Annotated in this window: 19 protein-coding genes; 2 read left to right on the top strand and 17 right to left on the bottom strand. The window is 67.0% G+C overall.

Annotation, left to right across the window (positions count from 1 at the left end; translation table 11 throughout):
* Positions 1-2: 2 nt before the first annotated feature.
* From AC5P8U_RS05415 to AC5P8U_RS05395, 5 genes are all read right to left on the bottom strand, one after another.
* Entirely contained in the window at positions 3-599 is a 597-nt protein-coding gene (locus AC5P8U_RS05415) for a DUF2242 domain-containing protein (protein WP_111007679.1), read from the bottom strand.
* 234 nt (positions 600-833) lie between these two features.
* Positions 834-3,011, bottom strand: a complete 2,178-nt coding sequence (locus tag AC5P8U_RS05410) for a carboxy terminal-processing peptidase (RefSeq protein WP_072167186.1) — start codon at positions 3,009-3,011, stop codon at positions 834-836.
* A 278-nt stretch (positions 3,012-3,289) separates the two neighbouring features.
* Positions 3,290-4,300, bottom strand: a complete 1,011-nt coding sequence (lipA, locus tag AC5P8U_RS05405; protein ID WP_072167187.1) for a lipoyl synthase — start codon at positions 4,298-4,300, stop codon at positions 3,290-3,292.
* Positions 4,301-4,318: 18 nt separating this feature from the next.
* The gene (gene lipB, locus AC5P8U_RS05400) at positions 4,319-5,029 is read right to left on the bottom strand and encodes a lipoyl(octanoyl) transferase LipB (RefSeq protein WP_005419373.1); all 711 of its coding nucleotides are present in this window, start codon (positions 5,027-5,029) and stop codon (positions 4,319-4,321) included.
* On the bottom strand, positions 5,017-5,295 hold the full coding sequence (locus tag AC5P8U_RS05395; RefSeq protein ID WP_065196483.1) for a YbeD family protein: 279 nt from the start codon (positions 5,293-5,295) through the stop codon (positions 5,017-5,019). The genes lipB and AC5P8U_RS05395 overlap by 13 nt, the downstream gene beginning before the upstream one ends.
* Positions 5,296-5,646: 351 nt before the next feature.
* Between AC5P8U_RS05395 and AC5P8U_RS05390 the strand changes: the two genes are divergently transcribed.
* The gene (locus tag AC5P8U_RS05390; RefSeq protein ID WP_080376906.1) at positions 5,647-6,705 is read left to right on the top strand and encodes a lipid A deacylase LpxR family protein; all 1,059 of its coding nucleotides are present in this window, start codon (positions 5,647-5,649) and stop codon (positions 6,703-6,705) included.
* 244 nt (positions 6,706-6,949) lie between these two features.
* On the opposite strand, the gene AC5P8U_RS05385 is transcribed toward AC5P8U_RS05390, so the two are convergent.
* From AC5P8U_RS05385 to AC5P8U_RS05345, 9 genes are all read right to left on the bottom strand, one after another.
* The gene (locus AC5P8U_RS05385) at positions 6,950-8,170 is read right to left on the bottom strand and encodes a D-alanyl-D-alanine carboxypeptidase family protein (protein ID WP_061479685.1); all 1,221 of its coding nucleotides are present in this window, start codon (positions 8,168-8,170) and stop codon (positions 6,950-6,952) included.
* Positions 8,171-8,270: 100 nt separating this feature from the next.
* The gene (locus AC5P8U_RS05380; protein ID WP_053498246.1) at positions 8,271-9,542 is read right to left on the bottom strand and encodes a septal ring lytic transglycosylase RlpA family protein; all 1,272 of its coding nucleotides are present in this window, start codon (positions 9,540-9,542) and stop codon (positions 8,271-8,273) included.
* Positions 9,539-10,684 (bottom strand): lytic murein transglycosylase B, encoded by a 1,146-nt coding sequence (gene mltB, locus AC5P8U_RS05375; RefSeq protein WP_061479687.1) that lies wholly within the window; start codon positions 10,682-10,684, stop codon positions 9,539-9,541. The genes AC5P8U_RS05380 and mltB overlap by 4 nt, the downstream gene beginning before the upstream one ends.
* 1,005 nt (positions 10,685-11,689) lie before the next feature.
* Positions 11,690-12,784, bottom strand: a complete 1,095-nt coding sequence (rodA, locus tag AC5P8U_RS05370) for a rod shape-determining protein RodA (RefSeq protein ID WP_151355351.1) — start codon at positions 12,782-12,784, stop codon at positions 11,690-11,692.
* Between the two features lie 130 nt (positions 12,785-12,914).
* Complete coding sequence (gene rodA, locus AC5P8U_RS05365) at positions 12,915-14,027, bottom strand: rod shape-determining protein RodA (protein WP_005419392.1); 1,113 nt, start codon at positions 14,025-14,027, stop codon at positions 12,915-12,917.
* The gene (gene mrdA / locus AC5P8U_RS05360; RefSeq protein ID WP_111007805.1) at positions 14,024-16,096 is read right to left on the bottom strand and encodes a penicillin-binding protein 2; all 2,073 of its coding nucleotides are present in this window, start codon (positions 16,094-16,096) and stop codon (positions 14,024-14,026) included. The genes rodA (AC5P8U_RS05365) and mrdA overlap by 4 nt, the downstream gene beginning before the upstream one ends.
* Positions 16,097-16,099: 3 nt before the next feature.
* On the bottom strand, positions 16,100-16,585 hold the full coding sequence (mreD, locus tag AC5P8U_RS05355; protein ID WP_005419400.1) for a rod shape-determining protein MreD: 486 nt from the start codon (positions 16,583-16,585) through the stop codon (positions 16,100-16,102).
* The gene (mreC, locus tag AC5P8U_RS05350; RefSeq protein ID WP_111007806.1) at positions 16,582-17,628 is read right to left on the bottom strand and encodes a rod shape-determining protein MreC; all 1,047 of its coding nucleotides are present in this window, start codon (positions 17,626-17,628) and stop codon (positions 16,582-16,584) included. The genes mreD and mreC overlap by 4 nt, the downstream gene beginning before the upstream one ends.
* Before the next feature lie 121 nt (positions 17,629-17,749).
* A complete protein-coding gene (locus AC5P8U_RS05345) occupies positions 17,750-18,796 on the bottom strand; it encodes a rod shape-determining protein (protein ID WP_005419402.1) in 1,047 nt (348 codons plus the stop codon).
* Positions 18,797-19,079: 283 nt separating this feature from the next.
* On the opposite strand from AC5P8U_RS05345, the gene AC5P8U_RS05340 reads away from it, so the two are divergent.
* Positions 19,080-20,018 carry a carbohydrate kinase family protein gene (locus AC5P8U_RS05340; protein ID WP_005419403.1) on the top strand — a complete coding sequence of 313 codons (939 nt, stop codon included), beginning with the start codon at positions 19,080-19,082 and terminating at the stop codon, positions 20,016-20,018.
* 216 nt (positions 20,019-20,234) lie between these two features.
* Here AC5P8U_RS05340 and AC5P8U_RS05335 read toward each other — a convergent pair whose 3' ends face one another.
* The 3 genes from AC5P8U_RS05335 to AC5P8U_RS05325 form a co-directional block, all read right to left on the bottom strand.
* Positions 20,235-20,867: an HAD family hydrolase gene (locus AC5P8U_RS05335; protein ID WP_111007807.1), complete on the bottom strand. Its 633-nt coding sequence runs from the start codon at positions 20,865-20,867 to the stop codon at positions 20,235-20,237.
* The gene (locus AC5P8U_RS05330) at positions 20,855-21,586 is read right to left on the bottom strand and encodes a hypothetical protein (RefSeq protein WP_072167194.1); all 732 of its coding nucleotides are present in this window, start codon (positions 21,584-21,586) and stop codon (positions 20,855-20,857) included. Before AC5P8U_RS05330 ends, AC5P8U_RS05335 begins: the two co-directional genes overlap by 13 nt.
* Before the next feature lie 127 nt (positions 21,587-21,713).
* The gene (locus AC5P8U_RS05325; RefSeq protein WP_447897580.1) at positions 21,714-23,642 is read right to left on the bottom strand and encodes a M1 family metallopeptidase; all 1,929 of its coding nucleotides are present in this window, start codon (positions 23,640-23,642) and stop codon (positions 21,714-21,716) included.
* Positions 23,643-23,719 lie beyond the last annotated feature (77 nt).

The following is a 23,719-nucleotide window of genomic DNA, read 5'->3' as shown; positions in this document are numbered from 1 at the left end:
ACTCAGCCCTGGTCCGTGACCGCCGGTGCGGGTTCCGGCGCCGCTGCCGGCGACGGCGATGGCGATGGCGTGCCAGCCGCCGCCGGCAGATACTGCTGCAGGCGCTGGAAGAAGCGACGATAGAACTCGGCATCCGTGACCGTGCTGCTGGCCACCTTCACCAGCGAGTCGTCGTTGCTGCCGAACGGCAGCGACACCGAGCCCAGCGCACCCACGCCGACACTGGCCGAGGTCGGGCTCTTCTTCAGCGCGTAGCGGTCCTGCACGGCACTGACGAACACCAGCGTCTGGCTGCCGCGCGGGGCGCAGGAGATGCGCAGCACCAGCTGCTCATGGTCATCCTCGCGCGGCTGGAAGTTCTTGTTGCCCTCCACCTGTGCGTCATCGGAGCGGGCGATGGCATAGCCTTGGCTGAGCAGCGTGCGGCGCGCGGCCTCGCAGGCTTCGCCGGGGCGTCCCTCAACGGTGCGCGAGAAGGTATCGCCGGAATCGAAAGACTCGCGCAGCACGGTGCTGTCGGCGGCGCGGCCACCACAGGCCGAAAGGATCAAGGCGCTGGCGCACGCCATGGCAGCGCGGGAAAGACGGGAGGCCCGCATGGGTACTCCTGCGAGGACGGAAGCACCAAGGGTAGTCCCGCCCCCGTGTGCGGCAGGTCGATATGCCCCCCCACGTTGCTCCCGGTTCATGCACGTAGAAGGGGACGGAGGGGATCAAGTCGTTTGCGGCACTTCATTGGCCCGGGCATGGCCCGGCGCGACCGGGAATGGGCTTCCCAAACAGATAGGGGCCGGCAATGCCGGCCCCTGCGGATGTCGTGCGCCGCCTCCGGCTCAGTCCGCCCAACGCCCCGCGCCGGTGGACTGCGGCAGCACCTGGGCCGACAGCGGACGGTCATTGGCCAGCAGGTTCACCGCGTCGGCCAGGATCGAGGCCGACTCGCGCAGCAGCGGGTCCGGACGCTTTTCGGCGGCCTTCTCGCGGGCGGCATCCTTCACGATGTCGCGTTCGTTGCCGGTCAGGCCATCATCACTGCTGTCATCGGCCAGCGGGTCCAGGGCCAGGCCCAGCTCCTTGCGCTGCAGCTGGCGTTCCTTGCGCTGGGCGTCCTGGCGCTCGCGTTCGGCGCGACGGGTGGCCTCGTTGAGCGAGATGTACTTCTTCGCCGCCTCGGTCCGGAACTGCTGCACGTCCTCGTTCCACCACTGGAATTCCTTGTCGGTGGCGATTCGCGCGTCGTGGCGGACCTCCAGCTTCGGCAGCAGCGGCGCGAAGTTGCCGTACTGGGTGTGCGGCACGGCGGCGATGCGGGTCCACGGCAGGGCGTTATCGTAGGTGCTCTCGCCGAACTCGGTGGCATCGACGCTGGCCGGGAAGGCCAGGTCCGGCACCACGCCCTTGTGCTGGGTGCTGCTGCCGCTGATGCGGAAGAACTGGGCGATGGTCAGCTTGACCTGGCCGAAGCGCTGGGTCTCGCCACTCGGCCAACGGTCGAGGTCGACGATGTTCTGCACGGTGCCCTTGCCGAAGCTGGTTTCACCGATCACCAGGCCACGACCATAATCCTGGATCGCACCGGCGAAGATCTCCGAGGCCGAGGCCGAACCGCGGTTGATCAGCACCGCCAGCGGGCCATCCCACGCCACACCCTGGTTGCGGTCGCTGTTGACGGTGACGCGGCCACCAGACTCACGCACCTGCACCACCGGGCCCTGCTCGATGAACAGGCCGGTCAGTTCGATGGCTTCATCCAGCGAACCGCCGCCATTGTTGCGTAGGTCCAGCACCACGCCGTCCAGCTTGTCGTTCTTGAAACCAGCCAGCAGCTTGGCCACGTCGCGGGTGGCCGAAGCATAGTCGGCGGCGTTGCGGCGACGGCCTTCGAAGTCCTGGTAGAAAGTCGGCAGCTTGATCACGCCGATCTTCCGTGCCGGCTCGCCGTTGGCGGCCGGAATGGTCATGGTCTCGCCCTTGGCGGCCTGTTCGGCCAGGCGCACCTTCTGCCGGGTCAGTACCAGGGTGTGGTGCTTGCCGTCGGCACCTTCGGCAGCCGGAATGAACTCCAGCTTGACCTGGGTGTCCTTGGCGCCGCGGATCTTGGCCACCACATCGTCGATGCGCCAGCCGATCACGTCCTCGACCTGGCCAGACTTGCCCTGGCCAACGCCGACGATGCGGTCACCCGGCTTCAGCGTGCCGTCCACCGCAGCCGGGCCGCCGGCGATGATCTCGCGGATCACCACCACGTCGTCCTGGCGCTGCAGCTGCGCACCGATGCCTTCCAGCGACAGCGACATCGCCTGGTTGAAGTTCTCGGCCGTGCGCGGGGTGAAGTAATCGGTGTGCGGATCAACCGCGCTGGTGTACGAATTCATGAAGAACTGGAAGACGTCTTCGCCCTTCAGCTCATTGACCGACTTCTCCAGCGTCGCGTAGCGCTTGTCCAGCGTCTTGCGGATATCGTCCGGCTTCTTGCCTGCGAGCTTCAGGCGCAGCCAGTCGTTCTTCACCGACTTGCGCCACAGCTCATCCAGCTCGGCGCTGCTGGCCGCCCACGGCACCTTCTTGCGGTCGTACTCGAAGCGCTCGTCGGTGGTGAAGTCCGGCTCCTGCTTGAGCAGCTTGCGCGCAAAGGCCACACGTTCGCCGACACGCTGCTTGTAGACCGCGAACACCTGGAACGCCGGTTCCAGTTCGCCGCCACGGATGGCCGAGGAGATGTTGGCTTCGAAGGGCGCGAAGCGCGCCACGTCGGCCTGGGTGAAATACTGTTTGGCGCCGTCCAGCGTCTCCAGATAGCGCTTGAACACGTCCTTGGAGGTGGCCTCGTCCAGCGCACGCGGGCGGTAGGCGTAACGACTGTCGGACAACAGGCCATATACCAGCTTGGAGGTGGTCACCTGATCGGCAGTTGCCGCAGCGGGCAATGCAGGCGAGTCGGCCTTGGCCGCCAGCGCCAGCGGCGCGACCAGCGCCAGGGCCATCAGGAATGCGGGGGCTTTGAATTTCATTGACGTGCTCGAAGGCGCCTTGCCAAGGGGGAGACTGCAGGGTGTTCAGACACCCCGACAGTGCCGAAAGTTGCCGGGTTTGTCACCCGGCCGCGCTCGGTGGAAAACCAGCCTAGCCGGGCCGGTGTAGCAAATTGTGAATGCATGTAGAGCCGAGCCCATGCTCGGCTGGCCGGCAGCAAGCAGCCGAGCATGGGCTCGGCTCTACCGCAGGCAGAGGTGTGCGGACCAACGGTCCGCACCCACAGGAGAAGCAGCTCCCACCCACCGGGAGGGTGTCAGGAAACCCCTGCGCCCTTGGCCTGCACGTCGGCGTGGTACGAGGAGCGCACCATCGGGCCGGACGCCACATGGCTGAAGCCCAGCTCGTAACCGTAGTCTTCCAGCGCCTTGTAGTCCTCGGGGGTCCAGTACTTCAGCACCGGGTGGTGGTGCGCGGTCGGCTGCAGGTACTGGCCGATGGTGATCATGTCCACGTCGTGCGCGCGCAGGTCACGCATCGTGGCCTTGATCTGTTCGAAGTCCTCGCCCAGGCCCAGCATGATGCCGCTCTTGGTCGGCACGTCCGGGTGCTGCGCCTTGAAGTTCTTCAGCAGGTTCAGCGACCACTGGTAGTCCGCACCCGGGCGCACGTTGCGGTACAGGTCCGGCACGGTCTCGATGTTGTGGTTGAACACATCCGGCGGGTTCTGCGCCAGGATCTCCAGCGCACGTTCCATGCGGCCTTTGCCGCGGAAGTCCGGGGTCAGCACCTCGATGCGGGTACCCGGCGACTTCTCGCGGATGGCGGTGATGCAGTCAACGAAGTGCTGGGCACCCCCGTCGCGCAGGTCATCGCGGTCGACGCTGGTCACCACCACGTACTTCAGGCCCATGTCGGCCACGGTCTGGCCGAGGCTGGCCGGCTCGTTGGCATCCGGCGGCTTCGGGCGACCATGGGCCACGTCGCAGAACGAGCAGCGCCGGGTGCAGACCTCACCGAGGATCATGAAGGTGGCGGTGCCATGACCGAAGCACTCGTGGATGTTCGGGCAGCTGGCTTCCTCGCATACCGTCACCAGGCGGTTCTCGCGCAGCTTGGCCTTCAGGTTCTGCACGGCATTGCCCGAAGGAATGCGCACGCGGATCCAGGACGGCTTGCGCAGTACCGGCGCGTCGGCGAACTGCACCGGCGAACGGTTGATCTTGTCACCGCCCAGCTGCTTGACCCCGGCCTGCAACGGCGCGGTGGACGGAGAATCGCCCTGCACGATCTGCAGGGGAATGGAACGGGCGGTGGTTTCAGTCATGGCAGTTCCGGGGGGCGGTCAGGCGGCCGCAGAAAGATCGGGCAGTTCGGGCGTGTGCTGCAGCAGCAGGCCAAACTGGCGGGCCAGGTGGTCCAGCAGCACTGGCTTGACGGCGTCCATCCCGGAGGGGCCGCCCAAGTCCAGCACCGAGGTCACCTGCAACCCCTGATAGCCACAGGGATTGATGCGGTGGAAGGGTTCCAGGTCCATGGCCACGTTGAAGGCCAGCCCATGGAAGGTGCAGCCGCGGCGCACGCGGATGCCGAGTGCGGCAATCTTGGCACCACCGACGTAGACGCCCGGGGCGCCCTCGCGGCGTTCGGCGCCGATGTTCCACTCGGCCAGGGTATCGATGAGCGCCTGCTCGATGCGGCACACGTAATCGCGTACACCGATGCCCAGCCGTGGCAGGCGCAGCAACGGATAGATCACGATCTGGCCGGGACCGTGATAGGTCACCTGGCCGCCGCGGTCCACGTGCAGCACGGGGATGTCGCCCGGCGCCAGCACATGCTCGTCCTTGCCGGCCTGGCCCAGGGTGAACACCGGATCGTGCTCGACCACCCACAGCTCGTCGGCATCGGCGTCGCTTCGCTGGTCGGTGAAGCGCTGCATGGCGCGCCACACCGGTTCATACGGCTGGCGGCCGAGGTCACGGACCAGCGCCGGACGCGGCGCACGGTCCTCCGGGGCGGCTTCGGCCGGGCAGGAGTCGGCTACAGCGTCCACTTCACTTCCGGGTGGTCACGCAGCGCCTGGTGCGCCAGGTCGTACTGTTCGCGGCTCCCGGCCTTGAACACGATGCGGACGGACACGTACTTGCCGTTGGAGGAGTGCTTCCAGCTGATGCGTTCGTTCACCACATCGATGCCGGCGGCCAGCAACAGGCGGGGAAGCTCATGCTCCAGGCCGCGGTTGGCCGGGCCCATGGCGCTGAGCTCGAACTGGCCGGGGAACTGGAAGCCGTGGTCGGGGTTGTCGGACTTGATTTCCATGGCCCCATTATCGGGCCGCAGGGCAACAAACCCAAGAGTATTCATCAACGCCAGGACCGCACCGGCGGTCTGCTGCGTTGCAGGCGGCCCAAAGGGACGGGCCTGAGGCCCAACGGCAGCTGACTGCAATCTCCTGACCGTCACCAACGCGAACATCGTACGGGCGGCCCGCGACCGCCTTCACGCCAGGCCCGCGGCGCGTGCGCGGGTAACAAATTGTGCCCGCCGGACAATGTTGTTTTCGGAACAGACAAGTGATCCGGACGTGCTCGTTCCGACGCGCGGGCACGAGTACCGTAGCGTTGCAGAAAACGACTGAAAACCGCCCCCTTCCCCATGAGCATTCCATCCATGCGTAGTGTCGCAGCTCTCGGGCTCGCCGGCCTGCTGGCCTCTGCCCTCCCCCTTGCCGCCCAGGCGGCCGAACAATGTGGCCCGGACGCCATGCGCGACCACCCGCCGCAGGTCAATTTCCGCGTCGACAACGACCTGTTCGGCGGCCGCCACCAGGATCAGGGCTATACCAACGGTGCGCTGTTGACCCTGGTTTCCCCCAATCTGGTCGATTACACCGACGACCCCTGCCTGCCGCGCATGGCGCGCTGGGTGAACCGGTACCTGGAAGGGCTGCATCCGGGCAAGTTCGAACAGCAGAACATGATCTTCAGCATCGGCCAGGGGATCTTCACCCCGACCGATTTCACTCGCAGGGACCTGATCGAGGACGACCGCCCTTACGCCGGCGTGCTGATCGCGAACTTCGGTTTCAATGCGCGCAGCGGCGACCGCCTGCAGACCACCCAGCTGACACTGGGCGTGGTCGGTCCGTGGGCACAGGGCAAGCAGGTGCAGAATGCCGTGCACGACGTGCTGGGCGACGAAAAATTCAAGGGTTGGGACAACCAGCTGCACAACGAACCACTGTTCATGCTGACCCATGAGCGCATGCGCCGCTGGCCGGGCGATGCCAGCGTCAATGCCGACGGTTGGGGTTGGGACGCCATCAGCCACTACGGCGGGTCGATCGGCAACCTGGAAACCAAGGCCAATTTCGGCGGTGAAGTGCGCTTTGGCTGGAAGCTGCCAGACGACTTCGGCAGCACGCCGCTGCGCCCGGCCGGCGAGAACACCGCGCCGACCCGCCGCGGCCGCCCCAGTGGGTGGTCCTGGCACCTGTTCGCGACCTCGGACGCTGCCTGGGTGATCCGCGATATCACCCTCGATGGCAACACCTTCCGCAACAGTCACAGCGTGGACAAGCGCCATGTGGTGGCCTACGGCGGGTACGGCGTGGCGGTGATGTACGGCCGCTGGAAGTTCGCCGCCGCGCGCTACCACAGCACGCGCGAGTTCAACGGCCAGCGCGAGGCGCCGGTGTTCGGCAGCTTCACCATCAGCCGGTCGCTGTAGGCGAGGGGCTGATGGTGAAGCGGGTAGGTGCCGACCGTTGGTCGGCACACCGGTTATTGCATCGCTCGCTGTAAGCGAGCGGCTGAGGGTAGTGCCGGCCGCTGGCCGGCTGTTGGCACATCCGGATGGGTTCAAGCGGAGCCGGCCAGCGGCCGGCACTACCCGCATCCGCACGCAACCGGCATCCCGAAACAGAAAAGGCCGGCATTCGCCGGCCTTTTCGTTCACCACGCCGGGGCGTGGATCATTCCGATTCCCACCACATCCAGAAGCTGTCCCACAGGCGCTTGAAGAAGCCGGCCTGCTCGACGGCGGCCACGGCCACCAGCGGCGCTTCGGCGACGACCTTGCCATCCAGGGTGACCTTCACGGTGCCGATCTGCTGGCCGGCGGTGAACGGTGCTTCCAGGGTCTTGGGCACATCGATGCTCGGCTTCAGGTCGTTGTAGCGGCCGCGCGGCACGCTCACCAGCATCGGCTGGGCCACGCCCAGCTGCACCTTGTCGGTGGTGCCCTTCCAGACCTTGTGCTCGGCAACGGCCTTGCCCGGCTCGTACAGGCGGTGGGTCTCGAAGAAGCGGAAGCCCCAGTTCAGCAGGGCCAGGCTGTCATCGGCGCGCTGCTTTTCCGACGCACCGCCCAATACCACGGCGATCAGGCGCTGGTCGCCACGCTGCGCCGAACTCATCAGGCAGTAACCGGCTTCGGAGGTGTGGCCGGTCTTGATACCGTCCACGCTGCCGTCGCGCCACAACAACAGGTTGCGGTTCGGCTGCTTGATGTTGCCGACCTGGAATTCCTTGATCTTGTTGTACGCGTAGGTTTCCGGGTAATCACGCACCATCGCGCGGCCCAGCAGCGCCAGGTCGTAGGCGGTGCTGTGGTGGCCTTCGGCAGTCAGGCCGTGGGCGTTGACGAAGTGCGAGTTCTTCATGCCGATCTTGGCGGCGTAGCTGTTCATCAGCGACGCAAAGGCTTCTTCGCTGCCGGCCACGTGCTCGGCCAGGGCGATCGCGGCGTCATTGCCGGACTGGATCGCCATGCCCTTTTCCATGTCTTCCAGGCGTGCGGTCTGGTTGACCGGGAAGCCGCTGTAGCTGCCATCGGTGCCGGCGCCGCCTTCGCGCCAGGCGCGCTCGCTCATCATCACCTGGTCATCCGCACGGACCTTGCCGTTCTTGACCTCGGCGGCAACCACGTAGGACGTCATCACCTTGGTGATGCTGGCCGGCGCGAGCTGCTCGTGGATGTTCTCGCCGGCCAGCACCTGGCCGGTGGCGTAGTCCATCAGCACCCAGGCCTTGGATACGCTCGGCACCGGCGCCGGCGGGGTGGCAACGGTGGCCGGGGCGGCAGCGGCGGCGGCAGGCGCCGGCGTGGCCGGGGTCGGCAGCGGGGTCTGGGCGGAAGCCAGGCCCACCACCAGGGTGGCGGCCAGGGCGGTGGCGGCGGAACGGAAATTCATTGGACAGCAGGCTCCAGGGGACGGCCAGGAATGGAGGGTGGAACGTAGTGGCCATTGTAAGGCCGGGGCAGCATGGGCCGGCAGCACCGGCCCGGGCGGGTCAATCCTTGACGATCTGCGGCGAACCCAGGCCCAGACCGGCAATGCGGCCGACAAGTTCCGCGGCACTGGCATGGTCGCTGGCGGGAACGCGCAGGCGGAACAGGGTGCGGCCACCGGCGGCGATGTCGCTGATGGTCGCGCCAACGATGCCGGCGGCGTTGAGCTGGCCCATTGCGCGGTTGGCATTGTCGCGGCTGGAGAAGCTGGCGACCTGCACCATCACTGCGCCTACCACCTGCTGCGACAGGCTGGGGGCCGTCGGTGTGGCCGGCGTCGTACGCGCCGGCGCCGGCGTGACCGCGCGCGGCGCCGCGCTGGCGACGGCAACCGGTGCCACAGGGGCGCTGCGCGCCGGCGGTGCGCTCGGCGGCAGGCTGCTGACCGCCACGTCCGGCACGGCGCTGGCCACGCCCTGGGTGGTGGCCGGCTGGCCACGCGCAGGCATGGCGTCGGCCGGCAGGCGCTTGACCAGGCGATCAATGTCGCTGTCGGCGGTGGCACGCGCAGCCGTTACCGGGCGCGTACTGGCCGCCGCGACAGCCGTTTCGGCGGCACGGCGCTCGCGGCGCGACGGCTTTTGGGCCAGCAGGTTGCTCTCGCCCGGTTGCAGCGCACGCACTTCCACGTTGCCGGTACCGCGCTGGGTGATGCCCAGCCGCACCGCGGCGGCATAACTGAGGTCGACCACGCGGCCATCATGGAACGGGCCACGGTCGTTGACGCGCACGATCACCGACTCGCCGTTGTCCAGGTTGGTGACGCGGGCGAAGCTGGGCAGCGGCAGCGTCTTGTGCGCGGCGGTGAACTGGTACATGTCGTAGACCTCGCGGTTGGAGGTCAGGCGGCCGTGGAACTTGGCGCCGTAGTACGAGGCCGTACCGCGCTCGACATAGTTGCGGGTGTCGTCGAGCACCTTGTACGACTTGCCCAGCACCACGTACGGCGACTTGTTGCCGATGGCCGAACGCTCTTCGGCGGTCACTTCCGGCTCGGGAATGCAGGCGACGTTGGGAATGTAGTCCGGGGTGCTGTCACGCACGCCGGGCTTGTACAGCCCCCCGGCGGTGTAGTTGCCGCGCGTGTTCGGGTCTTCCTTGGCCGCGGCATAGGGCGAGCCCTCCGGGCAATGCGCCGGGCGCGAGCCGCGACCCTGCACCACCGTGCCGCTGGGCTTGCCACCGTGGCCGGCCGTGGCCGGCTTCTTCGGCGCACTGCTGCAGGCAGCGAGCGCGAGGACGATCAAGCTCGGGACCAGCCATCTGATGTTCATGCCGGGGGCAGCTCCTGTCCGGCGATGGCCTGGGACAACTGGAACACGGCCATCGCGTACATCTTCGAGAGGTTGTAGCGGGTGATCGCGTAGTAATTCTGGAAGCCCAGCCAGTACTGCTTGCCGGTGCTGCCCTCAAGCGTGATCGGCGTTGCGGTGGCGCCCGGCTGCACCGCAGCGCTGGGCTGGTAGCCGCGCTGCGCCAGGTCGGCCAGCGACCAGGTCGGCATCCATTCGGTCGGGTTGAACTCCTCGCGCCCCGGCGCCAGCGTGGCCGGTACGGCCACCTGGCCACCACGGACCCAGCCGCCCTTCTTCACGAAATAATTGGCGATGGACGAGAACACATCGTCGTAGCTGGTGAACAGGTCGCGACGGCCATCGCCATTACCGTCCACGGCGTAATCGAGATAGCTGGACGGCATGAACTGGCCCATGCCCATCGCACCGGCATAGCTGCCCTTGAGCGTGGTGATGTCCAGCTTTTCCTCACGGCCCAGCTCGAACAGCTTGGCCAGCTCATCGCGGAAGAACAGCTCGCGACGCACTTCGCGTTCCAGCTTGGCCGGGTCGCCACTGCGCGGGTAGTAGAACGCCAGCGTGTACAGCGCATCGAGCACGCGGTGGTTGCCGGCATTTTTCCCGTAACTGGTCTCCACGCCGATGATCGCCACGATCACTTCGGCCGGCACGCCGGTGCGCTGCTGCACGCGATCCAGTTCGGCACGATGCTGGGCCAGGAACGCACGGCCGCCATCGATGCGTGCCTTGCTGATGAACATCGGCCGGTATTCGTTCCACGGTTTGACCCGTTCGGCCGGGCGCGACATGGCGGCGATGATCGGCTGGCGCACCTGCGCCTGGTCGAGCACGCTGCTGATCTGCTCTGGCTTCAGGCCATAGCGCTTGGCCGTATCGGCAACAAAGCGGGCCCGTGCGACCTCGAACGGCACCGGGGTGAGATCGACCGGCGGCGCTGTAGCAGCGGCCGCTTCGGGCGCGGCCTCGGCCGGGCCGTGGGCCTTGGTGGCGGGCTGGCGCGGCGTACTGCTGGCCTGGGGCGGAGACGGTGGGGACTTCGGCTGGGTCGCGCAGGCGACCAGGCCGAGGGTGAGCATGCAGGCCAGAGTGCGTCGAATCATCGTCGCAGGTTAGCAGGTCATGGATGAATTAAAACCCCTAACACCATGAATCACAACGATTTGCCCGCGTTTAGCGGGAAATGTGAAGACGTCGTGATCGAGCTTCCCCATTCAGATAGAGGTGGCCGGTTGCGTCCCCATCCCCGCAGACGCAACCGGCGACCGGATCCGGTCGGTACCTGCGCGGCTGCCGCTCCCCAGTGGCAGTTCCCCGCGCTCCCTGTACCCGTTGGATCAGTACTGCTCCCGCCCGACGCCCCCTCGCGCTGCATCGATTGACGGCGCGCCGTACCGAACGGGCCGCCATTGTGCAGGCCGATTACGACAAGTCCATTGATCAAGATCAACGCGGTGTAAAAATGTGAACCAGCTAACGTTTTTCGCGGACTTTGGTCGGAGAGCGTGTTGCGTCGCATTGTTGTGAGAACGCTTCCACAACGGGCATTGCGCAGCGCCAGGAAGTCTCCGGCCAACGGCGCAGCCCCCTCGTGGGTGGTGTCTGGGTGGTCGCAGAAAGCCGGATTGCTGGGAGCTGGCCGGGTGGGTGGGCAGTGCGGGGACGCCGTGAACCCATCCATGGGGGCTTGGCCGCGGCATCCATGCCGCGGACACCCCGCACTGCCCACCCACCCGACCGCTGACAGTTTTCGGGCGCGTTCACCCACGGAGAAGAAAAGAGAAGATCAAAAGCAAAAGCGGTTTGGCGGGTCGCTTCATTGCCTTGTGTGGAGCCGAGCCATGCTCGGCTCACGAGCAAGCGCAGCGCCGTGACCCGCTTTTGATTTTCTCTTGCTTCTCCGTGGGTGGCAGACCGCCAAAATCTGTCAGAGGGCGGTCGGGTTGGGTACGCGGGGGTGTCAGCCGCATGGATGCGGCTGCCAAGCCTCCAGGGACGGGTTCACGGCGTCCCCCGCGTACCCAACCCGACCGGCCCACCCGCGGCTTCTGCTTTCCGCGACCACCCAGACACCACCCACGAGGGGGCTGCGCGGTTGGCTGGAAACGCTATCCCCCGTGCACGGGCCGATGCCCGCGTACCGCCATCACCAGCCCGATGCCGGCCAACAGCGAAACCGCCGAGGTCCCGCCATAACTGATCAGCGGCATCGGAATGCCCACCACCGGCAGCAGGCCGGAAATCATTCCGCCGTTCACCAGCACGTAGACGAAGAACGCCAGCCCCAGGCTACCGGCCAGCAATCGCGCGTGCGTGTCGCGCGCGTGCACCGCAATCCACAGGCAACGCCCCACCACGAACAGGTACAGCGCGAACAGCGTCGCCACGCCGATCCAGCCAAACTCTTCGGCCAGCACCGAGAACGCAAAGTCGGTGGTGTACTCGGGCAGGAAATCCAGCGTGGCCTGCGTGCCCTGCCCCCAGCCACGTCCTTGCCAGCCCCCGGAACCGATCGCGATGCGCGATTGCAGGATGTTCCAGCCGGTACCAAGCGGGTCGGCCGCCGGGTCGAGGAAGGTCAGCACACGATCCTTCTGGTATTGCCGCAGCAAGCCGAACCACGCCAGGGGTGCAGCCACTGCCAGCCCTGCCGCCCCGGTCGCCAACCAGCCCCAGTGCAAGCCCGCCAGCAACAACGCGAACACGCCACTGGCAGTGACCAACGTGGCGGTGCCGAGGTTGGGCTGCATGAGGATCAGTACCGCCGGCATGCCGATCAGCAGCGCGGCAGTCAATACCGTGCGCGGCGAGGGCGGCAGTGGTTGCCGATGCAGGTACCACGCCATCATCAGCGGCAGGCTGAGCTTGAGCAGCTCGGACGGCTGCAGGTAGAACACGCCGAGGTTCAGCCAGCGCTGCCCGTACTTGCCGGTGCCGATGACGTACACCGCCATCAGCGGCAGCATCGACAGCGCGTAGATCGCAGGGGTCCATGCACGCAATCGCAGCAGCGAAACACGCGACAGCAGCCACATCGCCAACAGCCCACCGGCAAAGCGTGCCGCCTGCCCGGCCACCGGGCCGGACACGCTGTGCAGCACCGCCAGGCCGGCGCCCATCAGGATCAACAACGCGCCCAGCAACGGCAGATCGATCGTGCGCAGCGCCTCACGGCAGCCGCCAAGCAGTCGTTTCCATTTCACGCGGGCACGGTAGCAACGGGTGCTTGCGTGAAGCTGTCATTGTGGTCCTGCGTTTGTAGAGTCGAGCCATGCTCGACTGCATTTCCGGCAGTCGAGCATGGCTCGACTCTACAGAAGCGCGCAGCCGATGTTACCCGTAACCCCCGTGCACCGGGTTGTGGCTGCGCACCGCCATTACCAGGCCGAAACCGGCCAGCAGCGACACCGCCGAAGTACCACCGTAGCTGATCAGCGGCATCGGCACGCCTACCACCGGCAGCAGGCCGGAAATCATCCCGCCATTCACCAGCACGTAGACGAAGAACGCCAGGCCGGTGGCACCCGCCAGCAGGCGCGAATAGGAATCGCGTGACTGGCTGGCGATCCACAGGCAGCGCCCGATCACCACCAGGTACAAAGCCAGCACGGTAGCCACGCCGATCCAGCCGAATTCCTCGCTCAACACCGAGAACGCGAAGTCGGTGGTCTGCTCGGGAATGAAGTTCAGGTGCGACTGCGAGCCTTCGCCCCAGCCCTTGCCATCGAAGCCGCCGGAACCGATCGCGATCTTCGACTGGATGATGTTCCAGCCGGCGCCCAGCGCGTCCATCTCCGGGTCCAGGAACATCATGATGCGGTCCTTCTGGTACGGCCGCAGCAACCAGAACCAGGCCACCGGCGCAACCGCTGCCACGCCGCCCACGCCCAGCCCAACCCACCACCACGGCAGGCCCGCCAGCAGCAGCACGAACACGCCGCTGGCGGCGATCAGCACGCCGGTACCGAAGTCCGGCTGCAGCATCACCAGGCCGGTGGGTACGCCGATGATGATCAAGGCCACGAGCACGGTATTGAAGCGCGGCGGCAGCGGCATCTTGTGCAGGTACCACGCCACCATCATCGGCAGGCTCACCTTCAGCAGTTCGGCCGGCTGCAGGTAGAAGAACTTCAGGTCCAGCCACTGCCGGCCATATTTACCGGTGCCCAGCACGAACACCGCCAGCAACGGGATCATCGAGATCGCGTAGATCATCGGCGTGGCCGAGCGGATGCGCAGGATCGGCACCCGCGAGATGCCCCACAGTGCGGCCATGCCCACCGCGAAACGCGCGCCCTGCGCCATCACCAGGCTGTCGCCACCAGCGCTCTTCAGGGTCGCCAGGCCAATCACCATCAGCGCGCCCAGGGCCAGGCACAGCACCCAGTCCAGCGTGCTGAAAAAGCGGCGCAGCATGTCGCCGGCCCAGCGCAGGAACACTCTCATCGTGCAGGCTCCGCAGGGGTCGGGCGGGGCGTGGCGGGCAGCGCGGCGGTCGGCGCACCCGGCTGCGGCGCAGGCGCCGGCTCCGGTGCGGGTGCACCGATCAGCACCGGATGCTCTCCCACCTGTGCAGCGGCGAGGTCACCGGCCTGACGTGCGCCCGCGTCTTCGTTGTCGAACGCGGTGGCGCCGATGGCGGTGGTGCCGCGCTCGCTGTCCAGCGGCTGCATGCCTTCGGGCATCTTGCCCAACAGGTAAGCGTCGAACACCTTGCGCGCGATCGGCGCCGCGGCCGAACCACCATAGCCACCACCTTCCACTGCCACCGCAATCGCGATGACCGGGCTCTCGACCGGCGCGAAGCCAACGAACAGCGCGCGGTGGCGCAGGTGCATCGGCAGGCTCTTCGGGTTCACTGCAGCAGTGCCCTTGCGGCTGATGACCTGTGCGGTACCGGTCTTGCCGGCCATCACGTACGGCGCACCGACCGCGACGCGCCAGCCGCTGCCGCCGGGCCGCATGGTCGCCATCATGCCCTCACGCACGGCCTGCACGTTGTTGGGGTTGGGGCTGATCGGCTTGCTTTCGCCGGCCGGCATTGCCGTCCAGTCGCTGTCGAAGCCGTCGCGCTGCTGGATCACCAGGTGCGGGGTGCGCAGCTGGCCGTCGGCCAGGCCGCTGACGCCGCGCGCCAGCTGCAGCGGGGTGACCTTCCAGTCACCCTGGCCGATGCTGATGTTGACCGTATCGCCGGGATACCAGGCTTCCTTGCGGGTCTTCCGTTTGTAGGCCGGCGAAGGCAGGATGCCGCCGATCTCGCCGGTGAGGTCGATGCCGGTCGGCTGGCCGAAGCCGTAGTACTCCATGTAATGGTCGAAGCGCTCGATGCCCAGGTCCAGCGCCAGCTTGTAGTAATAGGTGTTGACCGATTCGGCGATGGACTTGCGCAGATCCGTCCAGCCGTGGCCGCCACGGTGGGCGTCACCCCAGCCGCGCGAGGTGCCCGGCAGGTAGAACATGCCGGTGGACAGCACCTTGTCTTCCGGGCGGCGCACGCCGGAGTCCAGTCCCGCCAGGCCGATCAGCGGCTTCAGCGTGGAACCGGGAGCGACGCCACCGAGCACCAGGCGATTGAACTGTGGCCGCGACGGGTTTTCGTTCAAGGCCTTGAAGTCGGCATGGGAAATGCCGTTGACGAACAGGTTGGGATCGTAGGACGGCAGGCTGACCATCGCCAGCACTTCGCCAGTGCGCGGATCCATCGCCACCGCCGAACCTTCCTGGTCGCCGAACGCGGCCACCATCGCGCGCTGCAGGTCGGCGTCGATCGACAGCCGCAGGTCGGCGCCGGACTGCGCGGCGACGCGGCCGATGGTGCGGATCGCGCGGCCCTGCACGTTGGTCTCGACCTGCTCGTAGCCGACCTTGCCGCGCAGCTGCTGCTCGTAATAGCGCTCCAGGCCGGATTTGCCGATGTGGGTCAGCGCGGCATTGCCTTCGCCGAGGATCTCCAGATCCTTGTCATCAACGCGGCCGACGTAGCCGATGATGTGCGCGAACAGATCGCCGTACGGGTAGCGCCGGGTCAGGTAGGGTTCGAGCTCGACACCGGGGAAGCGCCAGCGGTCGACGGCGAAGCGCGCCATCTCCTCATCGCTCATGCGCAGCTTCAGCGTGACCGGCAGGAACTTGCGGCGCGCCTTGCGCGACCTGTTGAATGCTTCCAGCTCTTCCGGGCTGATGTTGATGATCTTCGCCAGCCCTTCCAGGGTGGCATCCATGTCCTTGACCTTGTCCGGGGTCACGTCCAGGCGGAAGGCCGGCACGTTTTCGGCCAGCAGGCGACCGTTGCGGTCGTAGATCATGCCGCGCCCCGGCACCACCGGTCGCGGCTTGATGCGGTTGGCCTCCGAGCGCGTGGCGTAGACGTCGTGGTCCAGCACCTGCAGCTTGAAGTACCAGCCGCCCAGGCCCAGCAGGCAGACCAGCACGCCCAGGAAACCCAGCGCCGCGCGGCGGCGGAACTGTTCGGCTTCGGCGTGCGGGTTCTTGACCTGGCGGCGCGGGATCATGGCTCAGCGCCCGCGCTTGCCGAAGCGCACCGCGTCCAGCAGCACGAACACCAGCGGCCACAGGCCCATGCCCAGCAGAGGCGCCCACCAGTACGACCAGGGCAGCGTTGGCTCATCCACCACGATGTGGACCAGCGCGCTGACGATGCGATCGTTGAACAGCAGGCCGCCGATGGCCAGCATCTGCTGGGACATCGGGAAGAAGCGGATGCGGGCACGGAAGCGCTGCAGGATGAAGGCCAGCATCACCAGCCGCAGTGCCTGTTCGCCCAGCACGCCGCCGTACAGCAGGTCGGCCACCACGCCGCTGGCGAAGGCGATGCCCAGGCCGACGCGTTCGGGAGCTTCGATCACCCAGTACGCCAGCACCAGCGCCAGCCAGTATGGGCGCAGCGGCTGCAGCAGCGCCGGCAGCGGCAGCAGGCCCAGCAGCAGCGCCACCACCAGGCTGGCCGGCAGCACCCACGGGTTGTCGCGCAGGCGGCTCATCGTGCGGGCTCCTGCGCGGCGGGTTGGATGGACTGGGCGGGTTGCGGTTGCCGGCCAACGGCCGGCACTACCGGGGACCCGGCGGGTGGAGAGCTCCCCTCTTGTTGAGGGGGGCGCGCCGAAGGCGGGGGGGTAAGGGAAGATGCGCGGGCCGGTTGCGCCGAAGGTGCAGTCGGCTGCGGTTCGCTGGCCGCAGGCAAGCGGATCGCCGCGCCCGGGCGCAGCAGCAGCACGTCGCGGCCGCGGTCGAGCTGGGCCGCCGGCTTCAGTTCGCCGACCAGGAAGGCGTGGGTGTCGTCCGGGCGCAGGCCGGTGATGGTGCCGACCGGGAAACCGGCCGGGAAGCGCCCGCCGAGGCCGGAGGTGACGATCTCATCGCCCACTTCCACGCCAGCGCTGAGCGGGATGTCGCGCAGTTCCAGCGTGTCGCCGCGGCCATAGACGATCAGGCGCACGCCGTTGCGGGCCACGGTGACCGGCACCGCGTGGTCGGGATCGGTCAGCAGCAGCACGGTGGAGGTGCCACCGGTGACGCTGATCACCTGCCCCATCAGGCCGCCGGCGTCGATCACCGCCTGGCCGACGTGCACGCCCTCGCGGCTGCCTGCGTCGAGCACCAGGCGCTGCTTCACCGGGTCCAGGTCGATGTCCAGGATCGGCGCCAGCTGCACGTCCAGGCCACTGCGCTCGGCCACGTTCAGCAGTTCGCGCAGCTGGGCGTTGTCCAGCGCGGCGGTCTGCAGGCGAGTCAGGCGCGCGTTGGCCAGCAGCAGCTGGTTGCGCAGTTCACGGTTTTCGGCGACCAGCTGGGTATGGCTGGCGGCGGAGTCCTTGACCTGGTTGCCGAGCTTGCCGGGCAGGCCAGCCAGTGCCCATACCGGCTGTACCAGGCTGTTGGCCTGCTCGCGCAGGCGTGCCAGCCAGCCGGCCTGGTCATCAAGCACGATCAGGGTGATGGCCAACGCGAGATAGGCCAGCAACCGCAGGGGGCTGGCGGCATCACCGGATCGGGAGGCGACGGGAGGACCGGCGTAGGGCGGCACGGCAACGATTCAACTGGCAGAAGGCGGAAGGGAAACACGCGGGCGCCCCGCCGGTGCCGGCCCGCCATCACGGCGGGCCGCACCCCGGAAGGGCGCGGCGGGCAGGAACGGCCGGGACGGCTTATTCCGGCGCAAAGAACTCGTTGCCGTGCATGTCCACCAGCTCCAGCGCACGGCCGCCACCGCGCGCCACGCAGGTCAGCGGATCGTCGGCCACCTGCACGTGCAGGCCGGTCTCCTCGGAGATCAGGCGGTCCAGGTCGCGCAGCAGGGCGCCACCACCGGTCAGCACGATGCCGCGCTCGGCGACGTCGGCGCACAGTTCCGGCGGGGTCTGCTCCAGCGCCAGCTTGACCGCGCTGACGATGCCCGACAGCGGCTCGTGCAGGGCCTCGAGCACCTCGTTGGAGCTGATCTTGATCATCTTCGGCACGCCCTCGGCGAGGTTGCGGCCGGAGATCTCCATCTCGATCACTTCCGCCTGCGGGTAGGCGCAGCCCAGCTCGACCTTGATGCGCTCGGCGGTGGCTTCACCGATCAGCATGCCGTGGTTGCGGCGCACGTAGTTGGTGATGGACTCGTCGAAGCGGTCGCCGCCGATGCGGACCGAGGCCGAATAGACGATGCCGTTGAGCGAGATGACCGCCACTTCGGTGGTGCCACCGCCGATGTCGATGACCATCGAGCCACGGGCTTCGGTGACCGGCATGCCGGCGCCGATCGCGGCGGCCATCGGTTCTTCGATCAGGAACACGTCGCGGGCACCGGCTTCCTCGGCCGATTCCTTGATTGCGCGGCGCTCGACCTGGGTCGAGCCGGCCGGCACGCAGACCAGCACGCGCGGGCTCGGGCGCAGAACGCGCGACTTGTGCACCTTCTTGATGAAGTGCTTGAGCATCGCCTCGGTATAGGTGAAGTCGGCGATGACGCCATCCTTCATCGGGCGGATGGTGGTGATGTGGCCCGGGGTACGGCCCAGCATCTGCTTGGCTTCGGCGCCGACGGCTGCCACCGAGCGGGTGCCACCGATGGCACGGTCCTGGCGCACGGCCACGACCGACGGCTCGTTCAGCACGATCCCCTGCCCGCGCACGTAGATGAGGGTGTTGGCCGTGCCCAGGTCGATGGACAGGTCGTTGGAGAACATGCCACGGAGTTTCTTGAACATCTGAGGAAGGAGTCCTGAGGGGTGTCGTGCCCGCCGCGGGATGGCGAAAAAATGGGCAGAAATCGAGGCCGACAAGCCTAGCAACCCGCCTGCCGCCGAGCAAGGAAAAAACTAGCTGAACCCGCGTCTTCACAGGCTTTCGGCCTGATCGGGTCTCACCCGGTTCTGGCCCTGAGCGGCACCAGCGGGTAACCTTTGCGCCGTCGGGCGCCCAAGGGCGCCGTTTGCTTGCCCGATGAACCGGGCCGGCCCACCCCAAAATTCACCGCATAGGCTTACATCGATGTCCGCTCTGATCTGTGGTTCTCTTGCCTTCGACACCATCATGGTGTTCCCGGACCAGTTCAAGAATCACATCCTGCCGGACAAGGTGCACATCCTGAACGTGTCCTTCCTGGTGCCGCGCATGCGCCGCGAGTTCGGCGGCTGCGCAGGCAACATCGCCTACAACCTGCACCTGCTGGGCGGCCAGCCGATCCCGATGGGCACCGTGGGTTCGGACTTCGGCCCGTACCGCGAATACTTCGAAGGCCTGGGCATCGACCTGTCGCGCGTGCGCGTGATCGATGAGCTGTTCACCCCGCAGGCGTTCATCACCACCGACCACGACAACAACCAGATCACCGCCTTCCACCCGGGCGCGATGATGCGTTCCTACGAGAACCACGTGCGTGGGGTGCCGGGCGTGACCCTGGGCCTGGTCGGCCCGGACGGCCGCGAAGGCATGATCCAGAACGCGCAGGAATTCCACGAAGACGGCATCCCGTTCATCTTCGACCCGGGCCAGGCCATGCCGCTGTTCAACGGCCCGGAACTGCGCGCCTTCATCGAGCAGGCCGACTACGTGGTGGTGAACGACTACGAGTCGAACCTGCTGCAGGAGCGCACCGGCTGGGACGAAAAGGAGATCGTCAGCCGGGTCAAGGCCTACATCACCACCCGTGGCCCGAAAGGCGCGGTCATCCACACCCCGGAAAAGAGCTATGACATCCCGCCGGCGCACGAGCGCCGCGTGGTCGACCCGACCGGCTGTGGCGACGCCTTCCGCGCCGGCCTGATCTACGGCATCCAGAAGGGCTACGACTGGCTGACCATCGGCCGCATGGGCAACCTGATGGGCGCGCTGAAGGTCGAGCATCCGGGCACGCAGAACCAGCGTTTCACCTTCGATGAGTTCAACGAGCAGTTCAAGCAGCAATTTGGCTACGCGCTTGGCGCGTAACCAAATTGCTCGCGCATTCCACCTTATCCCCGCGCCTTCAGCGCGCCCCCTTGAACAACAAGGGGGCTTTCCACCCGATGCGCCGCTGGGAATGCTGTTGGTAGGTGTCGACCTTGGTCGACACTGCCGGCCAGCGGCCGGCACTACCGGAACTTCCGACCGACACGTTGCCTGCTCTCTGTAGAGCCGAGCCCATGCTCGGCTTGCGCGCGCCGGTCATGCGGCCTGCCAGGCAGCCAACAGCGCGCGGCAATCGGCGAAATGCCAGTCGGCGCGGCCCGGCCATGGGTTTTCCGGCAGGTTGACCAGTACGGTATGGGCGCCCGCGGCGCGGCCGCACTCCAGGTCGTAGGCGTGGTCACCCACCATCACCGCCTGCGCAGGCCCGATGCCCCATCGCCGCAGATGCTGCTGCAGGCCCTCCGGCGAGGGCTTGGGCACCGCTTCATCGCGACCAATGATGTCGGCATCGTCGAACAACGCCCCGACCCCGATCGCGTCCAACGTCAGCTTCGCCAGCGCATGATCATTGCGGGTCAGGATGCCCAGCCGGCAGCCAGCCGCCGCCAGCGCGCGCAGCAGCTTCACCGCACCCGGCGCCGGCAGCGCGTCCTCGGCCAGCGCGCGCTCGTGATCCAGCAACCACTCACGCTTGGCCTGCGCCGATGCATCCGGCAACGCCGCGATATGGTCGAGGATGTCTTCCTCCGCGGCGATCTGCAGCGTACGGCGGATCGCGGCGAAATCATGCACGGCGACGGTCAGCGTGCCATCCATGTCGAACACCCAGTGCCGGATCGCGGACAACGCGTGCACTGCGCTGCCCGCCGCCCCCGTCACTGCCACCACTGCGGCATGCGGCTGGCGTCTACACCACCCGTTTCGAACACCGCCGTGCGGGTGCCGCCGGCCTTGACCGGGAACTCGATGCTGATCGACTTGCCCTTGCGCGCCAGCTTCCACAGCGCCTTCTGGTCGGTGATGAACAGGGCGATGGCTTCATCGGTCTTCGGGCGCCACGCCGCCATCGACACCGGCTTGCCGTCGTCCACGGTCACTTTCACCGTGCACTGCGGGCAACGGAAATCGCCGGCCTGCAGCACCAGGTAGGCATGCCGCTTCCACTCCGGATGATCGCGGAACACCAGCTGCACCGTCTTCGCGCCGCTGCCATCCACGTCCACCCGTTCCTTGCTGTAGATCTGCGCCGACACCTGGTTGCCCTTGTTGCCCACCGGGATCTGGTTGTACTGCCACAGCGCCTGCATGCGGCGCAGGTCGCGCGCGGCATCGCCCTTGGCCTTGACCTCGTCGAAGCCTGCAGCGATGCGCTCGGCGGCGGCGGTGTCCTTGTACTGGTCAAGCAGCGAGGCGCCGTGCAGGCGCGCGCGCTCCCAGTCCTGCGCGGCCACGGCCATGTCGTACTGCTTGGCCAGGTCTTCGGCCTTGGCCTCCTTCTGCGCCTGCACGGCGGCCGCGGCGGCTTCCTGCGCCTTGCGTTCTTCCTCGGGGTTGCTGCAGGCGGCCAGCGCCAGGGTGCAGGCGGTGAGCAGGATCAGTCGTTTCATGGCGGAGGTCCTTTGCGAGTGCATCCCGATTCTATCGGCAGCGAAAAGCGGATACACCAACGGCGGGTTTCCCCGCCGTTGGTGGTGAAGCAGTGACCGGTTGCCGGTCAGCGACCGGCACTACCGCTTACTTGGCTTCAGCCTTGGCCAGCATGTCCTGGACCGAGGCGGTGGTGATCGGGTGGTAGCCCGGCTTGGCCTTTTCGAAGGCCTGCTTGGCCAGCTCCAGCCCCTTCGGGGTCTTCACCAGTTCGGCGTAGATCGGCATGATCAGCTTGCGACGGCCGACGCGCTCGATGAATGCCGCCGCGCCTTCATTGGCCTGCTCGTAGCCGCTGCGGATTGCCAGCGGGTACCAGCGCATGGCGATCTCGCCATTCGGGGTGCCGGTGAAGTGGAAGGCCTTGTCCAGCGTGGCCAGCTTGTCCAGCGGCTGGGTCGCGCCCAGGCCATCGATGAAGCGCACCCATTCCTGCGTGCTCCAGTCGGCGATGACCTGGCTGCTCGGCACGGTGCCGGCGCTGGCGAAGGCGATGCGCGCGGTATCGACGCTGCTGAAGTTGCGCGACTGCGCCTTGGCCGCGAACGCCGGAATGCCCGGCTCGTCCAGCCATGCCTTCAGTTCGGCCTCGGTCACTGCCGACGGATTCTTCGGCAGCAGGTTCTTCTTCATGTAGTCGACGAACTGGTCGGTGTTCGCGCTCTGGAAAGCATGGTCATCGAACCAGCCGCGCAGGAACGGATCGAAGGTCTCGCGGCCGAAGCGCTGCTCCAGGAATTCCAGGAACCACGCACCCTTGACGTAGGCCACCTGGCTGAGGGCTTCGTCGGGATCACGCTCGTTCAGCGGCGGCAGCGCCAGTGCCTGGTCGGCCGGGCTCATGTCCTTCACTTCGGCCAGCAGGTCGGTCTGGTCGATCTGCTTCTCCATCTCGGCCATTTCCTTGCCGTACAGGGCTTCGGTGATGCGGCCCTGGACGTAGGTGGTGAAGCCTTCATTGAGCCAGATGTCCTTCCAGCTGGCGTTGGTCACCAGGTTGCCCGACCAGCTGTGCGCCAGTTCGTGGGCGACCAGCGAGACCAGCGACTTGTCGCCGACGATCACGGTCGGGGTGGCGAAGGTCAGGCGCGGGTTCTCCATGCCACCGAACGGGAACGACGGCGGCAGCACCAGCATGTCGTAGCGGCCCCAGCGGTATTCGCCGTACAGCTTCTCGGCGGCACCGATCATCTTCTCGGTGTCCTCGAATTCCTTGGCGGCCTTGTTGACCATGGTCGGCTCGGCCCAGACGCCGGAGCGGCCAGAGATCGGCTCGAACACCAGGTCGCCGGCGGCGATGGCCAGCAGATAGGACGGAATCGGCTGCGGCATCTTGAAGGTGTAGTCACCATCACGCGCGGCCTTCGGATCATTGTCGGCGCTCATCAGCACCATCACGTCCGGGCGCGAGACCACGTGCGCGCTGTAGGTGAAGCGCACGCTCGGGGTGTCCTGCAGCGGCACCCAGGAACGGGCATGGATGGCCTGCGACTGGCTGAACATGAAGGGCAGCTTCTTGCCCTCGGTCATCGAAGGCGCCAGCCACTGCAGGCCCGAGGCGGTCGGTGCGGTGTGGTAGGTCACTTCCACCTTGGCCGGCTGTTCCGCAGCCTCGATGGTCAGCTTGCTGCCGAACACCTTGTCGGCCGGGGCCAGTTCGAACTTCAGCGGGCTGCGCGCGCCGTCGGCGGCAACGGCCTCGACCTTGGACACGGTCAGCTCGCGGGTGTCGAGCACCAGCTGCCTGGCGTCCTTCTGTTTCCATTCCAGGGTGTAGGTGGCGGTACCGCCGATCTGCTTCTGGTCGAAGTCCAGCTTCAGATCCAGCGCGATGTCCTTGATGACGACCTTGTCCGGCTCGGCGTACGAGCTCTCGTCGTGGCTGCGGTTCTCGGCGTTCACGGGGGCGGCAGGGGCCTTTGCGGCAGTCGGGGCGGCGGCGGGCGCGGCCGCCTCCTGGGAGCAGCCGGCGGCCAGGGCCACGGCCAGCGGAAGGAGGATCAGCGGATTACGCATGAATCGGGACCGTTACGGGGATCAAACCCCAATGGTACCTCCCTCCGGCCCGGCAGGCGTTACGCGGTGCGGGGTAA

Source organism: Stenotrophomonas sp. YJH_SMC_81 (assembly GCF_059370875.1).
The sequence above is the reverse complement of the archived record's forward strand: the minus strand, read 5'-3'. Positions and strand labels throughout refer to the sequence as shown.

Bases quoted from the DNA above. Each gene is read 5' to 3' on its own strand.
- AC5P8U_RS05410 (WP_072167186.1), bottom strand. From the start codon at position 3,011: ATGAAATTCAAAGCCCCCGCATTCCTGATGGCCCTGGCGCTGGTCGCG.
- AC5P8U_RS05395 (WP_065196483.1), bottom strand. From the start codon at position 5,295: ATGGAAATCAAGTCCGACAACCCCGACCACGGCTTCCAGTTCCCCGGC.
- AC5P8U_RS05340 (WP_005419403.1), top strand. From the start codon at position 19,080: ATGTCCGCTCTGATCTGTGGTTCTCTTGCCTTCGACACCATCATGGTG.
- mltB (WP_061479687.1), bottom strand. From the start codon at position 10,684: ATGATTCGACGCACTCTGGCCTGCATGCTCACCCTCGGCCTGGTCGCC.
- AC5P8U_RS05380 (WP_053498246.1), bottom strand. From the start codon at position 9,542: ATGAACATCAGATGGCTGGTCCCGAGCTTGATCGTCCTCGCGCTCGCT.
- AC5P8U_RS05385 (WP_061479685.1), bottom strand. From the start codon at position 8,170: ATGAATTTCCGTTCCGCCGCCACCGCCCTGGCCGCCACCCTGGTGGTG.
- mrdA (WP_111007805.1), bottom strand. From the start codon at position 16,096: ATGATCCCGCGCCGCCAGGTCAAGAACCCGCACGCCGAAGCCGAACAG.
- mreD (WP_005419400.1), bottom strand. From the start codon at position 16,585: ATGAGCCGCCTGCGCGACAACCCGTGGGTGCTGCCGGCCAGCCTGGTG.
- AC5P8U_RS05415 (WP_111007679.1), bottom strand. From the start codon at position 599: ATGCGGGCCTCCCGTCTTTCCCGCGCTGCCATGGCGTGCGCCAGCGCC.
- rodA (WP_005419392.1), bottom strand. From the start codon at position 14,027: ATGAGAGTGTTCCTGCGCTGGGCCGGCGACATGCTGCGCCGCTTTTTC.
- AC5P8U_RS05390 (WP_080376906.1), top strand. From the start codon at position 5,647: ATGCGTAGTGTCGCAGCTCTCGGGCTCGCCGGCCTGCTGGCCTCTGCC.
- AC5P8U_RS05345 (WP_005419402.1), bottom strand. From the start codon at position 18,796: ATGTTCAAGAAACTCCGTGGCATGTTCTCCAACGACCTGTCCATCGAC.
- AC5P8U_RS05330 (WP_072167194.1), bottom strand. From the start codon at position 21,586: ATGAAACGACTGATCCTGCTCACCGCCTGCACCCTGGCGCTGGCCGCC.
- AC5P8U_RS05325 (WP_447897580.1), bottom strand. From the start codon at position 23,642: ATGCGTAATCCGCTGATCCTCCTTCCGCTGGCCGTGGCCCTGGCCGCC.
- lipA (WP_072167187.1), bottom strand. From the start codon at position 4,300: ATGACTGAAACCACCGCCCGTTCCATTCCCCTGCAGATCGTGCAGGGC.